17 protein-coding genes are annotated in these 18,164 nt (G+C 66.5%); 14 read left to right on the forward strand and 3 right to left on the reverse strand.

The genetic code is table 11. From position 1 onward, the window contains the following. Positions 1–49: 49 nt before the first annotated feature. The 3 genes from COC42_RS12210 to COC42_RS12220 all read right to left on the reverse strand — a co-directional run bounded on the left by COC42_RS12210 (position 50) and on the right by COC42_RS12220 (position 5,298). Complete coding sequence (locus COC42_RS12210) at positions 50–3,220, reverse strand: PAS domain S-box protein (protein WP_096343593.1); 3,171 nt, start codon at positions 3,218–3,220, stop codon at positions 50–52. Positions 3,221–3,368: 148 nt separating this feature from the next. After that, entirely contained in the window at positions 3,369–3,749 is a 381-nt protein-coding gene (locus COC42_RS12215) for a response regulator (protein ID WP_096343594.1), read from the reverse strand. Between the two features lies 1 nt (position 3,750). After that, a complete protein-coding gene (locus tag COC42_RS12220) occupies positions 3,751–5,298 on the reverse strand; it encodes a sensor histidine kinase (RefSeq protein ID WP_096343595.1) in 1,548 nt (515 codons plus the stop codon). Between the two features lie 671 nt (positions 5,299–5,969). Between COC42_RS12220 and COC42_RS17720 the strand changes: the two genes are divergently transcribed. The 14 genes from COC42_RS17720 (at position 5,970) to COC42_RS12285 (ending at position 18,161) form a co-directional block, all read left to right on the forward strand. Further along, complete coding sequence (locus COC42_RS17720; RefSeq protein ID WP_176484670.1) at positions 5,970–6,137, forward strand: hypothetical protein; 168 nt, start codon at positions 5,970–5,972, stop codon at positions 6,135–6,137. A 314-nt stretch (positions 6,138–6,451) separates the two neighbouring features. Continuing rightward, on the forward strand, positions 6,452–6,667 hold the full coding sequence (locus COC42_RS17825; RefSeq protein ID WP_217991289.1) for a hypothetical protein: 216 nt from the start codon (positions 6,452–6,454) through the stop codon (positions 6,665–6,667). Between the two features lie 628 nt (positions 6,668–7,295). After that, on the forward strand, positions 7,296–7,619 hold the full coding sequence (locus COC42_RS12230; protein ID WP_096343596.1) for a DUF736 domain-containing protein: 324 nt from the start codon (positions 7,296–7,298) through the stop codon (positions 7,617–7,619). Positions 7,620–7,803: 184 nt separating this feature from the next. Then, positions 7,804–8,547, forward strand: a complete 744-nt coding sequence (locus COC42_RS12235) for a DNA -binding domain-containing protein (protein WP_281253113.1) — start codon at positions 7,804–7,806, stop codon at positions 8,545–8,547. A 121-nt stretch (positions 8,548–8,668) separates the two neighbouring features. After that, positions 8,669–8,944, forward strand: a complete 276-nt coding sequence (locus tag COC42_RS12240) for a helix-turn-helix transcriptional regulator (RefSeq protein WP_096343598.1) — start codon at positions 8,669–8,671, stop codon at positions 8,942–8,944. Continuing rightward, the gene (locus tag COC42_RS12245) at positions 8,941–9,471 is read left to right on the forward strand and encodes a DUF2840 domain-containing protein (protein WP_096343599.1); all 531 of its coding nucleotides are present in this window, start codon (positions 8,941–8,943) and stop codon (positions 9,469–9,471) included. Before COC42_RS12240 ends, COC42_RS12245 begins: the two co-directional genes overlap by 4 nt. Continuing rightward, entirely contained in the window at positions 9,468–10,043 is a 576-nt protein-coding gene (locus tag COC42_RS12250; protein ID WP_096343600.1) for a S26 family signal peptidase, read from the forward strand. The genes COC42_RS12245 and COC42_RS12250 overlap by 4 nt, the downstream gene beginning before the upstream one ends. After that, entirely contained in the window at positions 10,027–10,371 is a 345-nt protein-coding gene (locus COC42_RS12255; protein WP_096343601.1) for a DUF736 domain-containing protein, read from the forward strand. Before COC42_RS12250 ends, COC42_RS12255 begins: the two co-directional genes overlap by 17 nt. Positions 10,372–10,415: 44 nt before the next feature. Continuing rightward, the gene (locus COC42_RS12260) at positions 10,416–11,090 is read left to right on the forward strand and encodes a lytic transglycosylase domain-containing protein (protein WP_342747320.1); all 675 of its coding nucleotides are present in this window, start codon (positions 10,416–10,418) and stop codon (positions 11,088–11,090) included. 247 nt (positions 11,091–11,337) lie between these two features. Further along, on the forward strand, positions 11,338–13,077 hold the full coding sequence (locus tag COC42_RS12265; RefSeq protein WP_096343602.1) for a relaxase/mobilization nuclease domain-containing protein: 1,740 nt from the start codon (positions 11,338–11,340) through the stop codon (positions 13,075–13,077). Positions 13,078–13,091: 14 nt separating this feature from the next. Further along, positions 13,092–15,065, forward strand: a complete 1,974-nt coding sequence (locus tag COC42_RS12270) for a conjugal transfer protein TraG (protein WP_096343603.1) — start codon at positions 13,092–13,094, stop codon at positions 15,063–15,065. After that, complete coding sequence (locus COC42_RS12275; protein ID WP_096343604.1) at positions 15,062–15,490, forward strand: CopG family transcriptional regulator; 429 nt, start codon at positions 15,062–15,064, stop codon at positions 15,488–15,490. Before COC42_RS12270 ends, COC42_RS12275 begins: the two co-directional genes overlap by 4 nt. Positions 15,491–15,790: 300 nt before the next feature. Further along, complete coding sequence (locus COC42_RS12280; protein ID WP_096343605.1) at positions 15,791–16,594, forward strand: universal stress protein; 804 nt, start codon at positions 15,791–15,793, stop codon at positions 16,592–16,594. Between the two features lie 16 nt (positions 16,595–16,610). Beyond that, on the forward strand, positions 16,611–18,161 hold the full coding sequence (locus tag COC42_RS12285; protein ID WP_096343606.1) for a bifunctional aminoglycoside phosphotransferase/ATP-binding protein: 1,551 nt from the start codon (positions 16,611–16,613) through the stop codon (positions 18,159–18,161). Positions 18,162–18,164 lie beyond the last annotated feature (3 nt).

The raw sequence follows: 18,164 nt of genomic DNA on the forward strand, positions 1-18,164 counted from the left end.
AAACCTTCAAGAAGATTCCCGGCGATCTATAGGGTCCGTGTGGCTTTGGTCATTTCTCTCGGAGCAAAGTAGCGAGCGTTGCGGCCAAATCCCCACTACGAAAGGGCTTCGTGAGACGGGGCAAGTCGTGTGCGATGCCTTCGACCTCCGCGTAGCCGGAGACCAACAGGATAGGCAAAGCTGGATTCAAAGCCCGTGCCTGTCGCGCGAGGTCGGTGCCACTCATACCCGCCATCAAATGATCCGTCACAAGGAGATCCGGTTGCGCTCCGGCCTTTATGAGGTCCAGCGCTTCCTCGGCCGATCCTGCCTCCACAACCTCGAAGCCGAAGTCGTGCAGCATATGTGCGGTGCTCATCCGCACCAGCTCCTCATCATCCACAAGCAGCGCGGTTCCCCGAACAGCCGGTGCTTCTTTGCGGTCGGGCTGCCGCTCGTCGCTGTCGATCGGAGCCGAGCTCATCGGTAGCCACAGCGTCACCGTCGTGCCTTCGCCGGGCAGGCTCGATATGTTCATGCCGCCGCCGAGCTGCGCGGCAAGGCCGTGCACCATCGACAGGCCAAGCCCGGTACCCTTGCCGATGCCCTTGGTGGAAAAGAACGGCTCCACGGCGCGTCTGAGAGTCGTCTCGTCCATCCCGCTTCCAATGTCGCTCACGCTAAGGCGCACATAATGGCCATGCGCCAAGCCGGACGCGTGCTGCGTCCGCACGCTTTCGCGCCCGGCGGCGATGGTCAGCCGGCCGCCGCGGGGCATCGCGTCGCGTGCGTTGACCGCCAGGTTAAGCAGCGCCATTTCCAGCTGGTTCGCGTCCGCCAGTGCCGGTGGCAGGTCGGGGGCGAGTTCTACGCGTACTTCGATATTCGGGCCGACCGTGGAGCCGATCAGGCCCGCCATCTCGTCGACGAGCGTCGCGACATCAACGGCTGTGGCTTGGAGCGGCTGGCGACGCGCGAAGGCGAGCAGGCGCTGCACCAGCGTCTTCGCCCGCTCCGCGGATTGCAGCGCACCGTCGATCAGTCGGCGCTCGCGCTCATTGCCGAGCCCCTTTCGCACCAGCATGTCGAGCGAGCCAATAATCGGCGTGAGCAGGTTGTTGAAGTCGTGCGCCACCCCGCCGGTGAGGCTACCCATCGCCTCCATCTTCTGGCTCTGGCGCAGCGCCTCCTGGGCGGCTTGCAACTCGGCTTCGCGTGCCTTTGCATGGCTTAGGTCGCGCCCGACCGCGATGAAGTTCAGCCCATCCGGTTCGGGGGCGACGGTCCACTCGATCGGCTTCCAGTCGCCTGCCTTGGTTGCAATGCGGTTTTCAAAGCGCGTAGGGAGGCGCGTTTCCGCCATATTCTGGATCGCCGCTAGCGTCGGAGGCATATCCTGCGGGTGCATAAAGCTGGCATACCCGCGGGAAAGCAGCTCGCGCTCGTCCCAGCCCAGTACCTGACTCCATGCCGGACTTACTGCCGACATCATGCCGTTGTAGTCGGCGCGGGCCAGCATGTCCTGCGACAGGTTCCACAGCCGGTCGCGTTCCGCTGAACGGGCGGCGACCTGCGCCGCCAGCGTCTCGTTCAGCTTGCGCAGCGCGGCTTCGGCGAGCTTGCGGCCATGGATGTCGACCGACGCTCCGAACCATCGGACGATCTCTCCCGAAGGCGCGTCGCGATAAGGCTCACCGCGTGCAAGAAACCAGCGATAGTCGCCGCTCGCAGACCGAATCCTATGCTCCACCAGGAAGGTGGCGCCAGTGCGGCGCGCGATCTCGAATGCCGAAATCGTCGCGGCGGCATCGTCGGGGTGGACGTGCTCCGCCGCAATGTCGGCCGCCGTCTCGGGATAATAGGTGCTGCCGGTGTAATCGGACCAGTGTTTGTTGAAGAACTCGGTCCGGCCGCCCGCGTCGGTGATCCAGACGATCTGCGGCACCGCGTCCGCCATGAGCCGGAAGCGCGCCTCGCTGGCCCGCAACGCCGTCTCGGCCTGCTTTCGATCGTGAATATCGATCGAGCTACCCACCCAGGTGGTGATCGCGCCCGCCTCATCGCGGATTGGCTCAGCACGCGCCACATACCAGCGGTACGCCCCGTCGTGCCGACGGTAGCGGACTTCCATCTCGTAAGTCGTACCTGCCGCTCTCGCCGCCGCCCATTGCTCGGCCGTCGCGGCGACATCGTCGGGGTGTAGCGTGTCGACCCAACCGTTTGGCAACGCGTGCGCCGGCGTCTGGCCGGTATATGCATACCAGCGCGCACTGAAATGATTGAGTTCGCCATCGGGAGTGGCGAACCAGACGAAGGCGGGAAGCGCATCGGTGAGCTTGCGCAGGGTAGCCTCACTCTCACGCTGCCGCTCCTCGACCTCGCGCCGGGCGTCGATGTCGATGACGGACCCGACATAGCCCAGATAGGTGCCATCCTCGTCAAAACGCGGGCCGGCAGCATCGATCATCCAGCGATAACTACCGTCGCTCCGGCGCAAACGATATTCGATGCGGAAAGGTGCGCGCGCCGCATTGGCGGTTCGGAAGACCTCTTCAGCGTCCGCCTGGTCGTCGGGGTGTGTCGCCTTGAGCCAGCCATAGCCTTCGGCTTCTTCCGGCGTCTGCCCGGTGAATTCGTACCAGCCGCGATTGAGGTAGGTGCAATAGCCGCTCGGGTCGGTCACCCACATCATCACCGGCGCATGGTCGGCCATGTTGCGGAACCGGGCTTCTCTTTCCCGCACCGCCCGCTCAGCCTGGATCCGTCCGGTAGTCTCGGTGCACGCGCAGAACATGCCTGCCACCGCGCCGCGCTCGTCCTGTACGGGCGAATAGGAAAAGGTGAACCAGGTCTGCTCGTCGACGCCGCGACGTCGCATCACCAAGGGCAGGTCCTGGTGGTAGGTCGCCTCGCCACGCATTGCCGCGTCGATCAGCGGCGAGATATCGCTCCAGATCTCCGACCATATGTCACGAAAGCGCGCGCCAAGAGCCGCTGGGTGCTTCTTGCCCAAAATCTCGGCATAAGCCTCGTTGTAGAGGAAGCCGAGCTCGGGACCCCAAGCAACGAACATCGGGAATTTTGACGACAACATGAGGCCAACGACAAGTCGCAACGAGGATGGCCAAAGCTGGGGCGGGCCGAGCGGCGACTGTGACCAATCCTTCTCTCGCATCAGCTCCGTGACGGTGCCCTCGCCTTCGAGGAAGCGAAGGTCGGCTGTTGTGGGTAAGGAGCTCATGTCATTGGCTTATATCGGCCGCGTGGTATTGGAGCGAGCCGCATTATCGAGCTGGCGGTCACGAGATGACAGCGCTAGGCGCCCTGCGCCATCGTCTGCCAGATGAAGGCGTTGGCGCCCGAAAGCATTGGATTTCGCCACCGGTTTGCTACGCCTTTCCTGCTTGGACCAATTCCTCGACTGCCTTGACGAGTCTCACCTTGGTGATGGGCTTTTGCAGTCTGGCTTTTTCGGCAAGGTCGGGCGGGACTAGGCCGGCATCATAACCGGTGACGAATAGGATCAGGATGCCACGTGCGCCAACGAGGCGCGCGAGGTCGAAGCTGGGGCCATCGGCCAAGCTGATGTCCAGGATGGCAACGTCGGGCGCGTGCGTTTCCAGCAGGATCAGCGCTTCCGCGATGCTGTCGCACGGACCGATGACGCCGGCGCCCGCAGCTTCGAGCGCGACCCTCTCGTCATCGGCGAGGTAAAAGTCATCCTCGACCACGAGCGCGCGCACCCCAGCCAATACCTTCGCAGCTTCCATCTCAGCGTTCACTGTTCGTACGATCGCGTTGCGGAATGTTGGTCTGCAAAACGCTGTCTCCTGGCTTCAGCGGAAAGCGAATCGAGCACCATAGGCCTTCCGCCAGGAGCTTGATCTCGCCGCTCCCTTTGAGCTCATACGGAACACGGCGGGTGATGAGCTGCGTGCCGAAGCCTTCGCGGCGAGGGACTTCCGGCTGGAGGACGAGGCCGCTCTCTCGCCACTCTAGCGACAACCACTCTTGCTCGTCGGCTCCCTGGAGCTGCCAGGTCACCGCGATGCTTCCGTCCCGATTGTTCAATGCGCCGTATTTGAGCGCGTTGGTGGTCAATTCATGGATGGCCAGGGTGAGTACCTCGGCAGGCTTCGCCGCGAGCGACACGGGGGGCCCTTCTATGGTGATCGTGTGCTTGCCGGAAGACAGCGGCAGCAGCTCGTCGCGGATCAACTCGGCGAGGCTCACCCCGGCGTTTACGCCGCGCGTCAGGAGCACCTGCGTGCGAGCGAGCGACGCGATCCGACCGGACAGTGTGTCGCGAAGCGCCTCTGCCGTGCCGCTGATATCGGCCCGGTCCACGATCGAGGCGATCATGGCAAGCACGTTCCGCACGCGATGCTGCAGCTCGGCCTGGAGCATCGACTGCCGCTCCTCGGCACGTTTCCGCTCGGTGATGTCCTGGGCGATCTTCAGAAAACCTATTGCCTGGCCTGTCGCATCGCGCAGCAGGATCGTCTGCCCATCCAGGAACACACGTCGCCCATCCTTCGCGAGGTGCCAACGGACATTCGGCGCGGCGCCGGCTTCGCGCGCGCGCTCGATTTCCCAGCGCGGCGCATCGCTTGCCTGGTCCTCGGGCGTGAAGATGGAGGCCACTGGCTGGCCGAGCATTTCCTCTTCATCCCACCCGAAGATCGCTGCAGCGCCCGGAAACCATCCCGTGATTCGATCGTCGAGGTCACTCAGGATGATGGCGTGGTCGAGCGCGTGCTCGACGATCAGGCGAAAGCGCTCGTCACTCTCGCCCAGCCTGGCGGCGGTCTGTAGCCGATCGATCACCGGGCCCAGCACCATGCAATAGGTTCGAAGAAACTCGACGTCCTCCTCGTCGAAGGCGCGGGGCGTACGTTCATCCACCTGCAGCAAGCCGAAAGCCAAGCCTCCCGGCAGAAAGATGGGAGCGTTTACGATGGCGGCTACGCCATGTTCCTTCATGAACGAGGGAAACTCGAAGCGCATTTCCTCTGCGATGTCCTGCGTGACGACCGGTCTGCCTTCGGCAATCGCGTAACTTTCCGAGCTATGTTCGGTGAGGGGCAGCCGCACCTTGCCCACGACATCATCGTGCCAACCCACACCGGCCCTTACCAACGCCGTGCCATCGCCGCGGTCGATTTCGAGTATCTTGGCGAGGTCGGTGCCGAGAGCTTCCGCCACGAGTCGGCAGCCTTCTTGAAGGATCTCCTGCAGATCGTTCGAGCGGAGCACCAACTCGCCGAAGTTCGCGAGGATTTGCTGGCGGCGGATCAGTGCTTCGCGGGTGGCGGTCATTGCATAGCTTTGAGGGCATTGCCGCGCGCCCAACCTATATTATAACGCATTGTTTTCACCGCGTTTCTTTTCGTTGAACGGGGTAACCGTCGGGGAAGCGCGGAGGTTGCATGCGCCGGACCGTTCTTTCTAATGAGTGCTTGGCATGCGGGGCTGGCGCACCTGCCGGCCTGCTCGAAGGCTGCCGAGGGCTGGTGACCGCGCGGTGCCGGTGAGGTTTGGGCGCTCGAGACGAGCCCAATTAAGCTGAACGCCTTAATGTAGGCTCAGCGCTGCCCTCACAATCCCGGCCAGTGTCCGCTTTTCGCTTTTTACTATTCAGAAGCAGCTAGGCCGCTACCGGCTCAACAGGGGCGGCAACAGATCGCGTCACCGCGAAGGCGGAGTGTCTAGATCGCAGATCAGGTTGTCGCCCAAGCTTCGCGCATACCGACCGTTATTCGTCCATGATCTGTTGAGTACGGCACCATGACTGCGCCTGGCGCGGAGCCGCCACCGCTCTTGAAGGCACTTCCTTGGCCCGGCCCACGGCCTGACGCCATCAACCCGTAAAGGGTCCGCTATGCTGTGCATGCGGCCGCTGCGCTGCGCGGTGATTGCGGCCAAGCGCCGGACACTTCGGGCGCCTGTCGAGCGGGGGCGGTCCCCGCTCCCGGACAGGAGCTACGGAGATGCCGCTCAACCTCGCCCAACGGAACGCTTGGAACCTCTCGCGGACCCTCATGACCATCATGGTCGTGTTCCGGATCGAAGGCAGCAATTTCGGCGTCGCCGAAGAGCGCGAGTTCGACGGAGATCCCGCATTGATCGTTCGCGAATATGATCCCTTCGCGCGCTGATCGCGGGGCGGCCGGCGCCTTCGGCGCCGGTTAGCGAAGTCTTCGCCGGCGGCGGGCTATGTCCCGGTGATGTCGGTCGAGGGGCAAAAACTCTACCCGGGGGAAGCGGCAAGCCCATGCAACGTGCTGGCGCTCACCGATGAATATCGGCGCGCCGCCGAGGCGCTGCTGCCGACCGAGCGTCGCGGCTCGCCGCTGTCACGCGCTCCCTATCGGTTGCTCGCGATCCACGCGATCGAGCTTTATCTGAACGCCTGTCTCCTCGCCGCATGGCATTCTCCGGCGACGGTACGGCATCTCCAGCACGATCTGGGATGCGAACCGCGCACGCGGTCGGCGCGACGCTCGTGCTGCGCAAGCGCACGCTTGCGCATCTTGGCCGCTTGTCCGAGCGGCGCGAATATCTGACCACCCGCTATGATTGCGCGCCCGCCGAGACATCCGAACTTAACCGGATCGCCGCGTCGCTGCGCGAGGTAGCCGAGAAGGTCTCGTCCTTCGTACGCGCACCGGGGACCGCCGCGCGCTGACCCTGTGCCGGCAGCACTCGCTGCGAGCGGCGACCCTCCGTTCGGCGCGCCGCCGTGCCTCGGGCCGTGCGTGGGCGCCGGGCGAGCATCGATCTGGTGGGTCATCGCCTCGTCACAGGAGGGGCGAGGTCGGCGGCGTGCGGGGGGCTGCAGACGTTCGAACGTGACGCGTCGAGGCGGGGTGCGCCCTGCAGGCCGGTGCGCGCTTGCAAGGTCCCATGGGCGGATGGGCGTCGTTCGGCGGTCGGTTCGGTCAGGTCCGAAACCGAGCCTGTGTGGGCGGGACGATCGTAAGCTGCCACGCCGTTTCCTGGGTACGCGCGTGTTCTCGCCACGGTCTTTTTCCGCTTGCGGGCCGCCCCTGAGGCCTCGTTGATGGCTGTTTGACCGGATACCGGCTTCGCCTCGTCTGACTAGCCGCAACTGCGTCACGGACTTTCTTCCCCTGGGCTTCCGCCCCACGCGCAAGCGCGCGGGGACCCCGGACGCGCCCATTCCTCGCGAGGCAAGAAAGCCCGCTTTGGCAGTCCTCCGCTTCGCTGTGGGCAGAGCTGCGGCGTCATCCGCACCCGTCCTTTGGACGCCATCGAGGCCGCATGGGGCGGTACTCGAAATCGGAGTAAGTGACATGGCGAACATCGGCAGCTTCAAGAAGGTCGGCGACGAATATCAGGGCTCGATCGTGACCCTCAGCGTCCAGGCCAAGGGCGTCCGGATCGTCCCGGAAGACAATCGCCCGACCGACAATGCACCCACCCACCGGGTCTATGTCGGCCGCGCGGAAATCGGCGCCGCCTGGGCCAAGACCTCGGCCGAGCAGCGCGACTATCTCTCGGTCAAGCTCGACGATCCCAGCTTCACCCAGCCCATCTTCGCGAACCTCTTCGACGACGAAGGCGGTGAGACCTTTAGCCTGATCTGGTCGCGCCCGCGGCGCGCCAGCAACGACTGACACCAGGCCAAGGCGCCCCGCCGGAGACGGCGGGGCGCCTTTCGCGTGCTTGTTGGGCTGATGGTTTGCTTCAGTTGTCCGCGCGCGGGGATAGCCTTGTGCCATCGGCGGGCCTTCGGTCGCGGGTAGTGAATGGCGAGCCTTTCGGGCGGGAATAGTCCCGCCGGAGCGCCTCGCCGTCGCCATCCGCCCGCCTCTTACGGCCCAGGCCCACTGGTTTGCGAAGCACGACCGCCCCGACTTCGCGCAGGAATTCCTGCGGCGAAACGCGGCGTATCGCGCGGCCTGGCGCGGTCGGGCAGCGCCCTTGGCGGCCAGGAAGTGCTTGGCTGAAGCACGAAGCTGGGGGCTGGTGCGCCTGTTCGATCCCGATCGGCCAGTGCGCGCGGCGCCCGCGATCTGGCGGGCGGAATGCGCGTCGCAGATCGTCTCGCTGGCGGCGGCGCCCGCCGGCCTTGCCGGCGCCTCGCCGCTTCCCGACATCGAGCCTGCGATCGAGTTCAGCGTTGCCGACAGGCGTCATCTCGTCTTCGACATCGCCGGCGCGCGGCATCGTTTTGAGGTCCTGGGGACCGAACTCAGCGCGCCGCTGGTGATCCTGTTGCCGCCGCTGGCCGACGCGCTGCGCGCTGCCACCTGCGACGCGGCACGGCGCATGTTTGCCGGGCTGAGCATGGCCGAGCCACTGGCTGCCATGCGCCCGAGCGCCTTGCAGCGGCACCGCCTGGCGCTGCTCCTCAGCGTGCTCGACGCCTCGGTGGCGGGCGCCAGCAATCGCGAGATCGGCATGGGAATCGTCTATCCCTGGCTTGCCGGGACCGACGCGGCTGCGTGGAAGGCGATGAGCGAGCGCCGCCGCGTCCAACGGCTCTTGGCCGAGGCCCTGGCGCTCGCCGCAGGTGGCTATCGCCGTCTCCTGTCCGGCTAAGGGGCGACATTTGCCCCGGTGCGGTTTCGGCCGCTCCCTCCGGGGTGCCATCTGCCGCCATTGAACGCCCGTGATTGGAACTGGCCCGCGGTGCTTGCCGGGCCAACCCCGGAGGCTCCGAATGACTGGTGAGACGACGCAGCGGCTGCTCAGGACACCCGATGCGGCACTGCTCCTCGGCCTGTCGGCGCGCACGCTGGAGAAGCATCGCTGTTATGGCACCGGCCCCGTCTATCGTAAGCTGGGCGGGCGCATCGTCTACTCGGTCGACGACCTGATCCGCTGGGCCGACCAGGGCGTCCGCCGCTCGACCTCAGACAGCGGCACCGGCACCGTCCATCCCGCCAAGCGCATCGATCCGAGCATCCTCGAGCGCAAGGGGCCGGTGCGGCGATGAGCGCGCCGAGCGTCGCTTCCGAGCCGGGGGCGCTTGTCCCCGCGCGCGAACAAGGCTCTCCCTTCCCGGGGATAACCACGGTCGAGCTGACCTGGGTAGAGCAGTCGACCGAGTGCTGGATCCGCTTCGGCGCGCCGCTTCTCGACCAGATCCTCGACCGACGCCGGCGCCTGCTTTCCTTCGCCGCCGGCAGCGTGTTCGCCTTCGTGCGCTGGGCATCGAACGACTATGGCACAGTCCTTTCCCGGCTCGATATCGTCCGGACCGTTGCCCCGGGTGGTGCCTATACGACGCTCGCCTGTGTCACGCCCGGCGGCGAACTGCTGCTCCATCTGGGCGGCTGGCCGAAGGTCAGGCGCGTGCTCGAGCTGATTGACGCGATCGAGGATCTCGGCATCGATCCGTGCGCGGTCGCGCCCGATTATTGGCGCCACGCGCACAATCGGCTGGTCGCCGGCCAAGCCTCGCGCGCCTATTCGCTGGCGCGGCATCGCGCCTGGCTGCTGCGGCGGGAGATCGGCGCATGACGCGCTTCGGCGTCCTGCTTACCGGCTACTGCGCGATCGCCGCCGTGGTGATCCCGGCGTTCGTCCAGCCGGTGCCGCGGCTGATGTGGAATGTCAGCGCCAGCGTGCCCGTGGGGCTCTACTTGGCACGTCCCGCGTCCAATCTGAAGCGCGGGGATCTCGTCGCGGCGCATGCGCCGGCGCCGGTCGCCTTGCTGATGGCCCATCGCGGCTATCTCCCCTCACGCGTCCCCATGCTCAAGCATGTCGCGGCCACCGCCGGACAGCGTGTCTGCCGCACTGGGCTAATGGTGTCGATCGACGGCGAACACGTCGCGGAGGCGCGCCCGCGCGATCGGATGGGGCGCCCGCTACCCTCCTGGAGCGGCTGCCGTACGCTCGGCGCCGGCGAGGTTTTTCTGCTCAACCCGGCCTCGGCCGCGAGCTTCGACGGCCGCTATTCCGGGCCTATCCCCGCGCGCGGAATCATCGGGGTGATGACGCCTCTGTGGCTGCCCGGAGGCGCGGATGCCGATCTGCCATCCTTTTCCCAAGCGAAGACCAAGGAGCGTCCAAATGATCAGGATCGGTGAATTTCGCGAGCATGGCGACGGCTATTCCGGCCGCCTCGAGATGCTCGGACTCAGGGCTGCGGTTCTGATCTTGCCTGCCACTCGCAGCGACGTCAGGAACGCACCCGACTTCCGCGTCCATGCCGGCGAGACCGCCGACGGACCCGAGATCGGGGCTGCCTGGAAGCGCACTGGCGAGCGCGCCGGGGCCTATCTGGCGGTCGTCGTCGACGATCCGCAATTGCCGCGCGCCATTCGCGCCAACCTGTTCCGGCCGACGATCGAGGGCCAGCCGCATTTGCTCTTCTGGCAGCGCAACCGGCGCCGCCGCGAGACCGAGCAGCAGTGATGCCGCGTGCGATCGGCCCTCGATCTGGCGGGCGTTTGTCGGCCGTGGCCTGGGTGCTGGCATGCATTGGCTCGCCGCTGGCGAGCGCGCATGCCGTCCCCATCTCGGCGACATGCGCACCTTCGGTGGTGCTCGATGCGCCGATCGCACGCGCCGCTGCGCGTTTCGCGATTACGGACGCGCTGATCCGCGCGGTAATCGCGGTGGAGAGTGGCGGTGCGGTCTATGCCGTGTCGCCGAAGGGCGCGATGGGGCTGATGCAGCTGATGCCCGGCACCTGGGCCGAGTTGCGTGCGCGTTACGCACTCGGGCACGATCCCTTCGACCCATGCGACAACATATTCGCAGGCACCGCCTATCTTCGCGAGCTGCTCGATCGCTATGGCGATCCCGGCTTCCTCGCCGCCTATAATGCCGGGCCGGGGCGCTACGAAGCCTATCTTTCGGGCCGTCCCTTGCCCGCGGAAACCATCGCCTATGTCGCTCGCCTTTCCGGGCGAATGATCGGCGGCAGCGCTCCGGTTCCCGTTCGCGCATTGCCCGATGCCGAGGCCTGGCGGTGGGGTGGATTGTTCGTCGGCACGTCCGAACCTGCGGGCACGGATGACGCTCAACCCGGCCAATCTTCGTCCCCCGAACCGCAGAGCAAGCCTGACGCACGACCGTCCGAACCTCCTCGGGATCCGGTCTTCGTGCCGCGGACGGGCGTTCCGAAATGACGGGTATGCGCATGTTTCTGCGTCGTCTCTTTCCGCTTCGGAAATATGAGAGACGCTGGGTGTGGGAGGCGACAGAAGGGCGTAGTTGGGGATGGCAAGATAAAAGCGCCGCCGTCTACGGGCGGCTAAATGGTTGTTGCGGCTTGCGAATTTGCGCCGTCGCCGATTGGATTCAGCCGTCGCAAGCCCAATTTTGTGCCGCAAAATCAACGCATCGGGCGCTGGCACACGCGCCGGGAGCACGCTCATGAGCGGCGACGACGACTTCCGGATCAGACCCGGAAAGGGGCGAAGCCGGGGATCGGACAACGCCCGTCCGCTGAGCCTCGCCGCCCAGGTCAAGCGCGCGGCGGGACGCTCGGGCTTCGTCGCGGGGATCGCCCGGCGGGGCGGCGGGTCCGGACGACTCGCGCGCGGCCGCGGTGCGACGCTTGCCGTCCGGCGTTTCGCCGGGTCGCGACGCGTCGTGATTGCGGCCCGCATCGTTCGCCATCGGGGACCGCAATTTCGCGGGGCACCGCTCGGTCGTCATATCGCCTATCTCGAGCGCGACGGCGTGACCCGCGATGGCCGCGACGCCTCGATGTTCGACGCGCGCGGCGACCAGGCGAGCGGCGACGCCTTCGCCGGACGCTGCGCGGACGACCGCCACCACTTCCGCTTCATCGTATCGCCCGAGGATGCGGGCGAGCTCGCCGATCTCAGGACCTTCACGCGCGAACTGATGGCCGATGCCGCCAAGGATCTCGGCACGCCGCTCGACTGGGTCGCGGTCGACCATTGGAACACCGACAATCCGCACGTCCATGTGCTGGTCCGCGGGGTGGCGGGCGATGGCGCCGATCTCGTGATCGACCGCGCCTATATCGCGCAAGGGCTGCGTCACCGCGCCGAAGCCCGCGTCACCCTCGAGCTTGGTCCGCGCAGTGCGCGCGATATCGACGCCGCGCTCGGGCGTGAGGTCGAGGCCGAGCGCTGGACCAGTCTCGATCGCGGCTTGCAGGCGCGCGCCGGCGAGGACAATATTGTCGACCTTCGGCCGCAGGCCGATGCGCGGCACGAACGCTGCGACCTGTTGCTGATGGGGCGGGCGCAGAAGCTCGAGCGGCTTGGTCTGGCCACCCCGGCGGGCACGGCGCGCTGGAAGCTCAAGGCCGATCTCGAGCCGCGGCTTCGCGCGCTTGGCGAGCGCGGCGACATCATCAAAATAATGCATCGCGCCATGCAGGGCGCGGGACGCGATCTCCATGACGGGCAGCTCGCGATCCACCGCCAAGGCGCCGCCGAGCCGGTCATCGGCCGGCTGGTCGAGCGCGGGCTTCAGGACGAGCTCGCCGGCAGCGCCTATGCGATCATCGACGGTATCGATGGCCGCCTCCATCATTTGCGCTTCACCGACCTCGCGCTGACGGGCGACGCCAGCCCCGGCGCGATCGTCGAGGTCCGCAACTGGCAGGACCGTAGCGGGGCCGCACGCAGCGCGCTGGCCGTCCGCAGCGATCTCGCGCTCGATGCGCAGGTAAAGGCACGTGGCGCGACCTGGCTCGACCGGCAATTGCTCGGGAACGATCCTTCGCTGACCGGCCGGGCGTTCGGCGGCGACGTGCGGGCGGCGATGGCAGCGCGCGAGGAGCAGCTGATCGGCCAGGGCCTGGCGAGCCGGCGCGGAGGTCGGGTCGTGCTCGCTCCGAACCTGATCGACACGCTGCGCTCGGCAGAGCTGCGCGAGGCCACCACACGGATCGCCGAACGCACCGGGCTCAAGCCCTATGAGGCAGGGCCGGGATCCACCATCGCCGGCACCTACCGCGAGCGCGTGACGCTCGCCTCGGGCCGCTTCGCAATGATCGACGATGGGCTGGGCTTCCAGCTTGTCCCCTGGCGGCCGGCGCTCGAACGCCAGCTCGGTCAGATCGTCACCAGCACCATGGCTGGCGGGGGCGGGATCGATTGGACACTCGGCCGTAGCCGCGGCCTCGGCATCTAGAAAAGGCGCTTCCCATGCAATCCTCGAAAATCCTGTGGGGTCAGGTCGTGATCGTCCTCCTGACCGTGCTCGGCGCGGTCTCGGGTGCGACCCAATGGACCGCAAAGGCGCTCGGCTACCAAAGCGCGCTGGGGCCGCCCTGGTTCGTCGTTCGCGGCTATCCGGTCTATCCGCCGCCCGCCTTCTTCTGGTGGTGGTTCAGCTACGACGCCTATGCGCCCGAGATCTTCGTGACCGGCGCCTATATCGCCGCGTCCGGCGGCATCGTCGCGGTCGTCGTCGCCATCGCCATGTCGGTGTGGCGCGCCCGCGAACGCAAGCACGCCGAGACCTATGGCTCGGCGCGCTGGGCAAGCGAGCAGGAAATGGAGCGGGCCGGGTTGCTGGGCGATGACGGCGTCGTGCTCGGCCGCCTGCGCCGCGCCTATCTCCGCCACGACGGTCCCGAGCATGTGCTGTGCTTCGCGCCCACCCGTTCGGGCAAGGGCGTCGGCCTGGTCATTCCCTCGCTTCTCACCTGGCACGGCTCGGCGATCGTCCACGACATCAAGGGCGAGAACTGGACGCTGACCGCGGGCTTTCGCGCCCGGGTCGGCACGGTGCTGCTGTTCGATCCCACCAACCCCCAGTCGGCGGCTTATAATCCGCTGCTCGAAGTGCGGCGCGGCGAATGGGAAGTGCGCGACGTCCAGAATGTCGCAGATGTGCTGGTCGACCCCGAAGGCTCGCTCGAGCGCCGAAACCATTGGGAGAAGACAAGCCACGCGCTGCTCGTCGGGGCGATTCTCCACGTCCTCTATGCCGAACCCGAGAAGACCCTCGCCGGTGTGGCCGCCTTCCTGTCAGACCCGAGGCGGCCGATCGAAGCCACGCTCGCCGCGATGATGTCGACGCGGCACCTCGGCGAGGAGGGCGTGCATCCGGTGGTCGCGTCGGCCGCGCGCGAACTGCTCAACAAGTCGGAGAATGAGCGCTCAGGCGTGCTCTCGACCGCCATGTCCTTCCTTGGGCTCTACCGCGATCCCGTCGTGGCGCGCGTCACAGCCAGGTCCGAGTGGCAGATCGCGGACCTGGTCGAGGGCGATCGCCCGGCGACCCTCTACCTGGTCGTGCCGCCTTCCGACATCAGCCGGACCAAGCCTCTGATCCGCCTTCTCCTTAACCAGATCGGGCGCCGCCTGACCGAGGAACTCAAGCCCAGTGCCCGCCGCCACAAGGTGCTGCTGATGCTCGACGAGTTCCCGGCGCTTGGCCGCCTCGACTTCTTCGAGTCCGCGCTCGCCTTCATGGCGGGCTATGGCCTCAAGGCGTTCCTGATCGCCCAGTCCCTGAACCAGATCGAGAAGGCTTATGGCCCCAACAATGCGATCCTCGACAACTGCCATGTCCGGGTAAGCTTCGCGACCAATGACGAGCGAACCGCCAAGCGGATTTCCGACGCGCTCGGCACCGCGACCGAGATGCGTGCCATGAAGAACTATGCCGGCCACCGGCTCTCGCCCTGGCTGGGGCACCTGATGGTGTCGCGCACCGAAACCGCGCGCGCCCTGCTGACGCCTGGCGAAGTGATGCAGCTTCCGCCCGACGACGAGATCGTGATGGTGGCCGGCGTCCACCCGATCCGCGCGCTGAAGGTCCGTTACTATGCCGACCCGAGACTCAAGGCGCGCGTGATCGCGCCTCCGTCACCCGAGGGGCGGCCGCCTCGTGCGAACGACTGGTCCAGCCTGCCCGCGTCCGAAGGTAGCAATGCCGCCACACCGAAGGGGGACGATGAAGACGATGCGGCTAATGGCGGCATCCGCCGTGAGCCGGAGCTGCCGGTCGAGCAGGAGATCGTTCCCTTACCCCCGCCACCACCACCCGGCGAATTCGAGTTCGACGATGCGGCGAGCGACGATGCCGCCGCCGCCCGGCGGGAGAACGATCGGATGCGCGGCGCCGCCCGCCAGGCGTCTCTCGATCCAAGCGATGGGATCGCGTTATGAGCGGGCTCAGGGTCAAGCACACCTTCCGGCTGCCGCCTGATCTCTCGGCGCAGCTTGCCGATTATGCCGCGCGCAAGCGAGTCACGCAGGCCTTGGTGGTCGAGACCGCGCTCGCTAGCTTCCTGTCCGGTGACAGCAGCGAGCATCTCGAAGCGGCCCTCAGCCGCCGGCTCGATCGCATCACCCGCCAGGCGGATCGGCTCGCCTGGCATGTCGAACTGGGCAATGAGACGCTGGCGCTGTTCGTGCGCTTCTGGCTGATCAACAATCCGCCGCTGCCCGACACCGCGCTGGCGGCGGCGCAGGCGATGGGCAAGGAACGCTGGGAGCGCTTCGTCGAAACGCTCAATCGGCGCATGGATTTCGGACCGCGGCTGAAGAACGAAGTGTCCGACGATGTAAACCCGAGCGTCGGATCGCGCTGACCGGAAGGCAGCTTCCGACCCGTCTTCCGACATCGAAGTTGATCGGGAGCGCACCAAAACCTACCGCCTGTTCAATTTACCGCGCGCAGGATGGCAAATGGTTGAATTGGAGGACTTGCCGGCGAGGGGCGTTTTGGAAGCCAGAGTGGCGCGCTTTCGGCGAGTCTCCGACAATTGCGACACTTCGCCGCCTCGTAAAGTTTCCAGTTGCGGCGCGAGGCCCGCGCGTCCGTAACAACCCCTATGTCGGGCTATCCGTGCCCCACCTAGCCTTGGCCATCGATATTGGCGGAGGCCGACATGAAGAACATCCTGTTGCTGATGCATGACGACCCAGGCCAGCAGGCGCGCCTGTCGGTCGCGCTTGACCTGGCGCGTGTCCTTGGCGGGCACCTGACCTGTCTCGATGTGGTCGAGATGCCGCCCGCGATCGTGGCTGGCATGGACGATTGCCGGGCGACCGCGATGGTGCTCGAGTGCGAGCAGCAGCGCGAGCTGGCGAACCGGGCGCGAACCGAGCCGCAGCTCAAGGCGTCGGGGCTCGACTTTGACTGGGTCGAGACGACCGGTTATCTAAGCCCCAGCGTTCGCGACGCCGCGGGCCTCACCGACCTCATCATCCTCAACCGCGAACTCGCGGGCGGGAAGCCCGACATGCGCGAGATCGCGGGTGAAGTGCTGATCGGTGCCGGACGCCCGATCATAGCCGTTCCCGAGCAGGTTCGCGGGTTCGGAGCCTATGGGCACGCGCTGATCGCTTGGGACGGCAGCAAGGAAGCCGATGCCGCATTGCGCGCGGCCGTGCCCCTGCTCCAGCACGCGACGGCCATCACCCTGCTCGAAGTGCAGGACGGTTCGGTCAGGGCGCCAGCCAACGCGGCCCTCGACTATCTCGTCATGCATGGCATGACCGCCACCATTCGGCGCGAGAGCTCGATGTTCGATATCCCGAGCACGGTGATCCTCGATACGATCGACTCGCTGGGTGCCGCCTATCTGGTGATGGGAGGCTTTGGGCATAGCCGCTTCATCGAGGCGGCGCTCGGCGGGGTGACCAAGCGGATGCTCGCCGAATGCCCGGTGCCTGTTTTCCTCACCCATTGAGAAGCGGCGCGGGACGATGCCACCGAACCTTCGTCCTGCTCCCCGCAATGCCGAACCGGTCCAGGCCGAGATCCTGCGCTTTCTTGCGAGCCCGGATGGGCTGGCGACGGCGGGACCATGCCGGCGTATCGACACCCATGCCGCAACCGTCTTTCTTGCCGGGGACCGCGCCTGGAAGCTCAAGCGCGCGGTGCGCTATGCCTATCTCGACTTCTCTACTCCCGAGCTGCGCCGCGCTGCGCTCGAGGCCGAGCTCCTGCTGAACCGGCGAACCGCGCCGGGCCTATATCGCGCGGTGCTTCCTGTCGTTCGCGTCGACGAGACGCTGGCGATCGGCGGCGAAGGTCCCGCCGTCGACTGGATCCTCGAGATGGAACGGTTTCCCGATGGCGCGCTGCTCGACGAGCTCGCGGACGCAGGGGCTCTCGATCCGGGGCTGATGCAAGGCCTCGCCGACCGCATCCACGGCTTCCACGAGCATGCGGAAAGGGTTGTGGTCCGCGATGGCGCCATGAGATTTGGCAACGTGATCGAGGGAAATGCCGAGAGCCTGGCTCCCTTCGCTGGCGTGCTGGGTGAGGCACGTATCGCCGCATTGCTCCAAGCGCAGCGCGCCAGCTGGAAGCGCCATTCCGGCTTGCTCGACGAACGCGGACGCAAGGGTTTCGTACGCCACGCCCATGGCGACCTTCATCTCGCCAATGTCGCTCTGGTGGAAGGCGAGCCGACGCCGTTCGACTGTCTGGAGTTCAGTGTCGAACTCGCGACGATAGACACGCTCTACGATCTGGCCTTCCTGCTCATGGACCTGTGGCACAGGAACCTGCGCACCGAAGCGAACCTCGTCTTCAACCGCTATGTCGACCGCTCCGCCGATGAAAACGGCGTGCGGCTGCTGCCGCTGTTCCTCTCGGTCCGTGCAACGATCCGCGCGCACGTTCTCACTGCGACTGCTGCGCGAAGCGGCGCTGCGGAGCAAACCCGCGAGGCCGAGGCGTTCTTATCACTCGCGGCCGAACTGATCGCCCCCGTGCGCCCAAGGCTGGTCACCGTCGCCGGCCTGTCGGGGACCGGGAAATCGGCTGTGTCGCGGTCGCTTGGCGCCGAGCTCGGGGCTGCGCCGGGCGCGCGGATACTGCGCAGCGATGTGCTCCGCAAGCGGCTGGCGCAGGTGCCGCCGGAGCAAAAGCTGCCGGCCTCGCTCTACAGTCCGCTCGCGAGCCGCGTTGTCTACACGCTGCTCGCCAATCTTGCCGGTCGGCACCTCGCCCAAGGCACCGCCGTGATAGCGGACGCAGTCGCCGCCACCCCGGAGCAACGCGACGCCATCGCCCATGCCGCAGTTCACGCGCATGTGTCGTTCGTCGGGCTGTGGCTCGAAGCGAGCGAAGATGTCCGTCTCGACAGGGTATGCGCCCGCCAGGCCGACGCCTCCGATGCCAATGCCGTAGTGGTGGTCGCGCAATCCGATGACTATGTCCCGCCGCCTGCGGACTGGCGCCGGCTCCCGGCGGCGCAGCCACTGGCCGATGTGGTCGCCCTCGCCCGTCGCGCGATCGGCGCCTAGCAG

It is taken from the genome of Sphingomonas spermidinifaciens, assembly GCF_002351485.1.
GTDB classification, from domain to species: Bacteria; Pseudomonadota; Alphaproteobacteria; order Sphingomonadales; family Sphingomonadaceae; genus Sphingomonas; species Sphingomonas spermidinifaciens.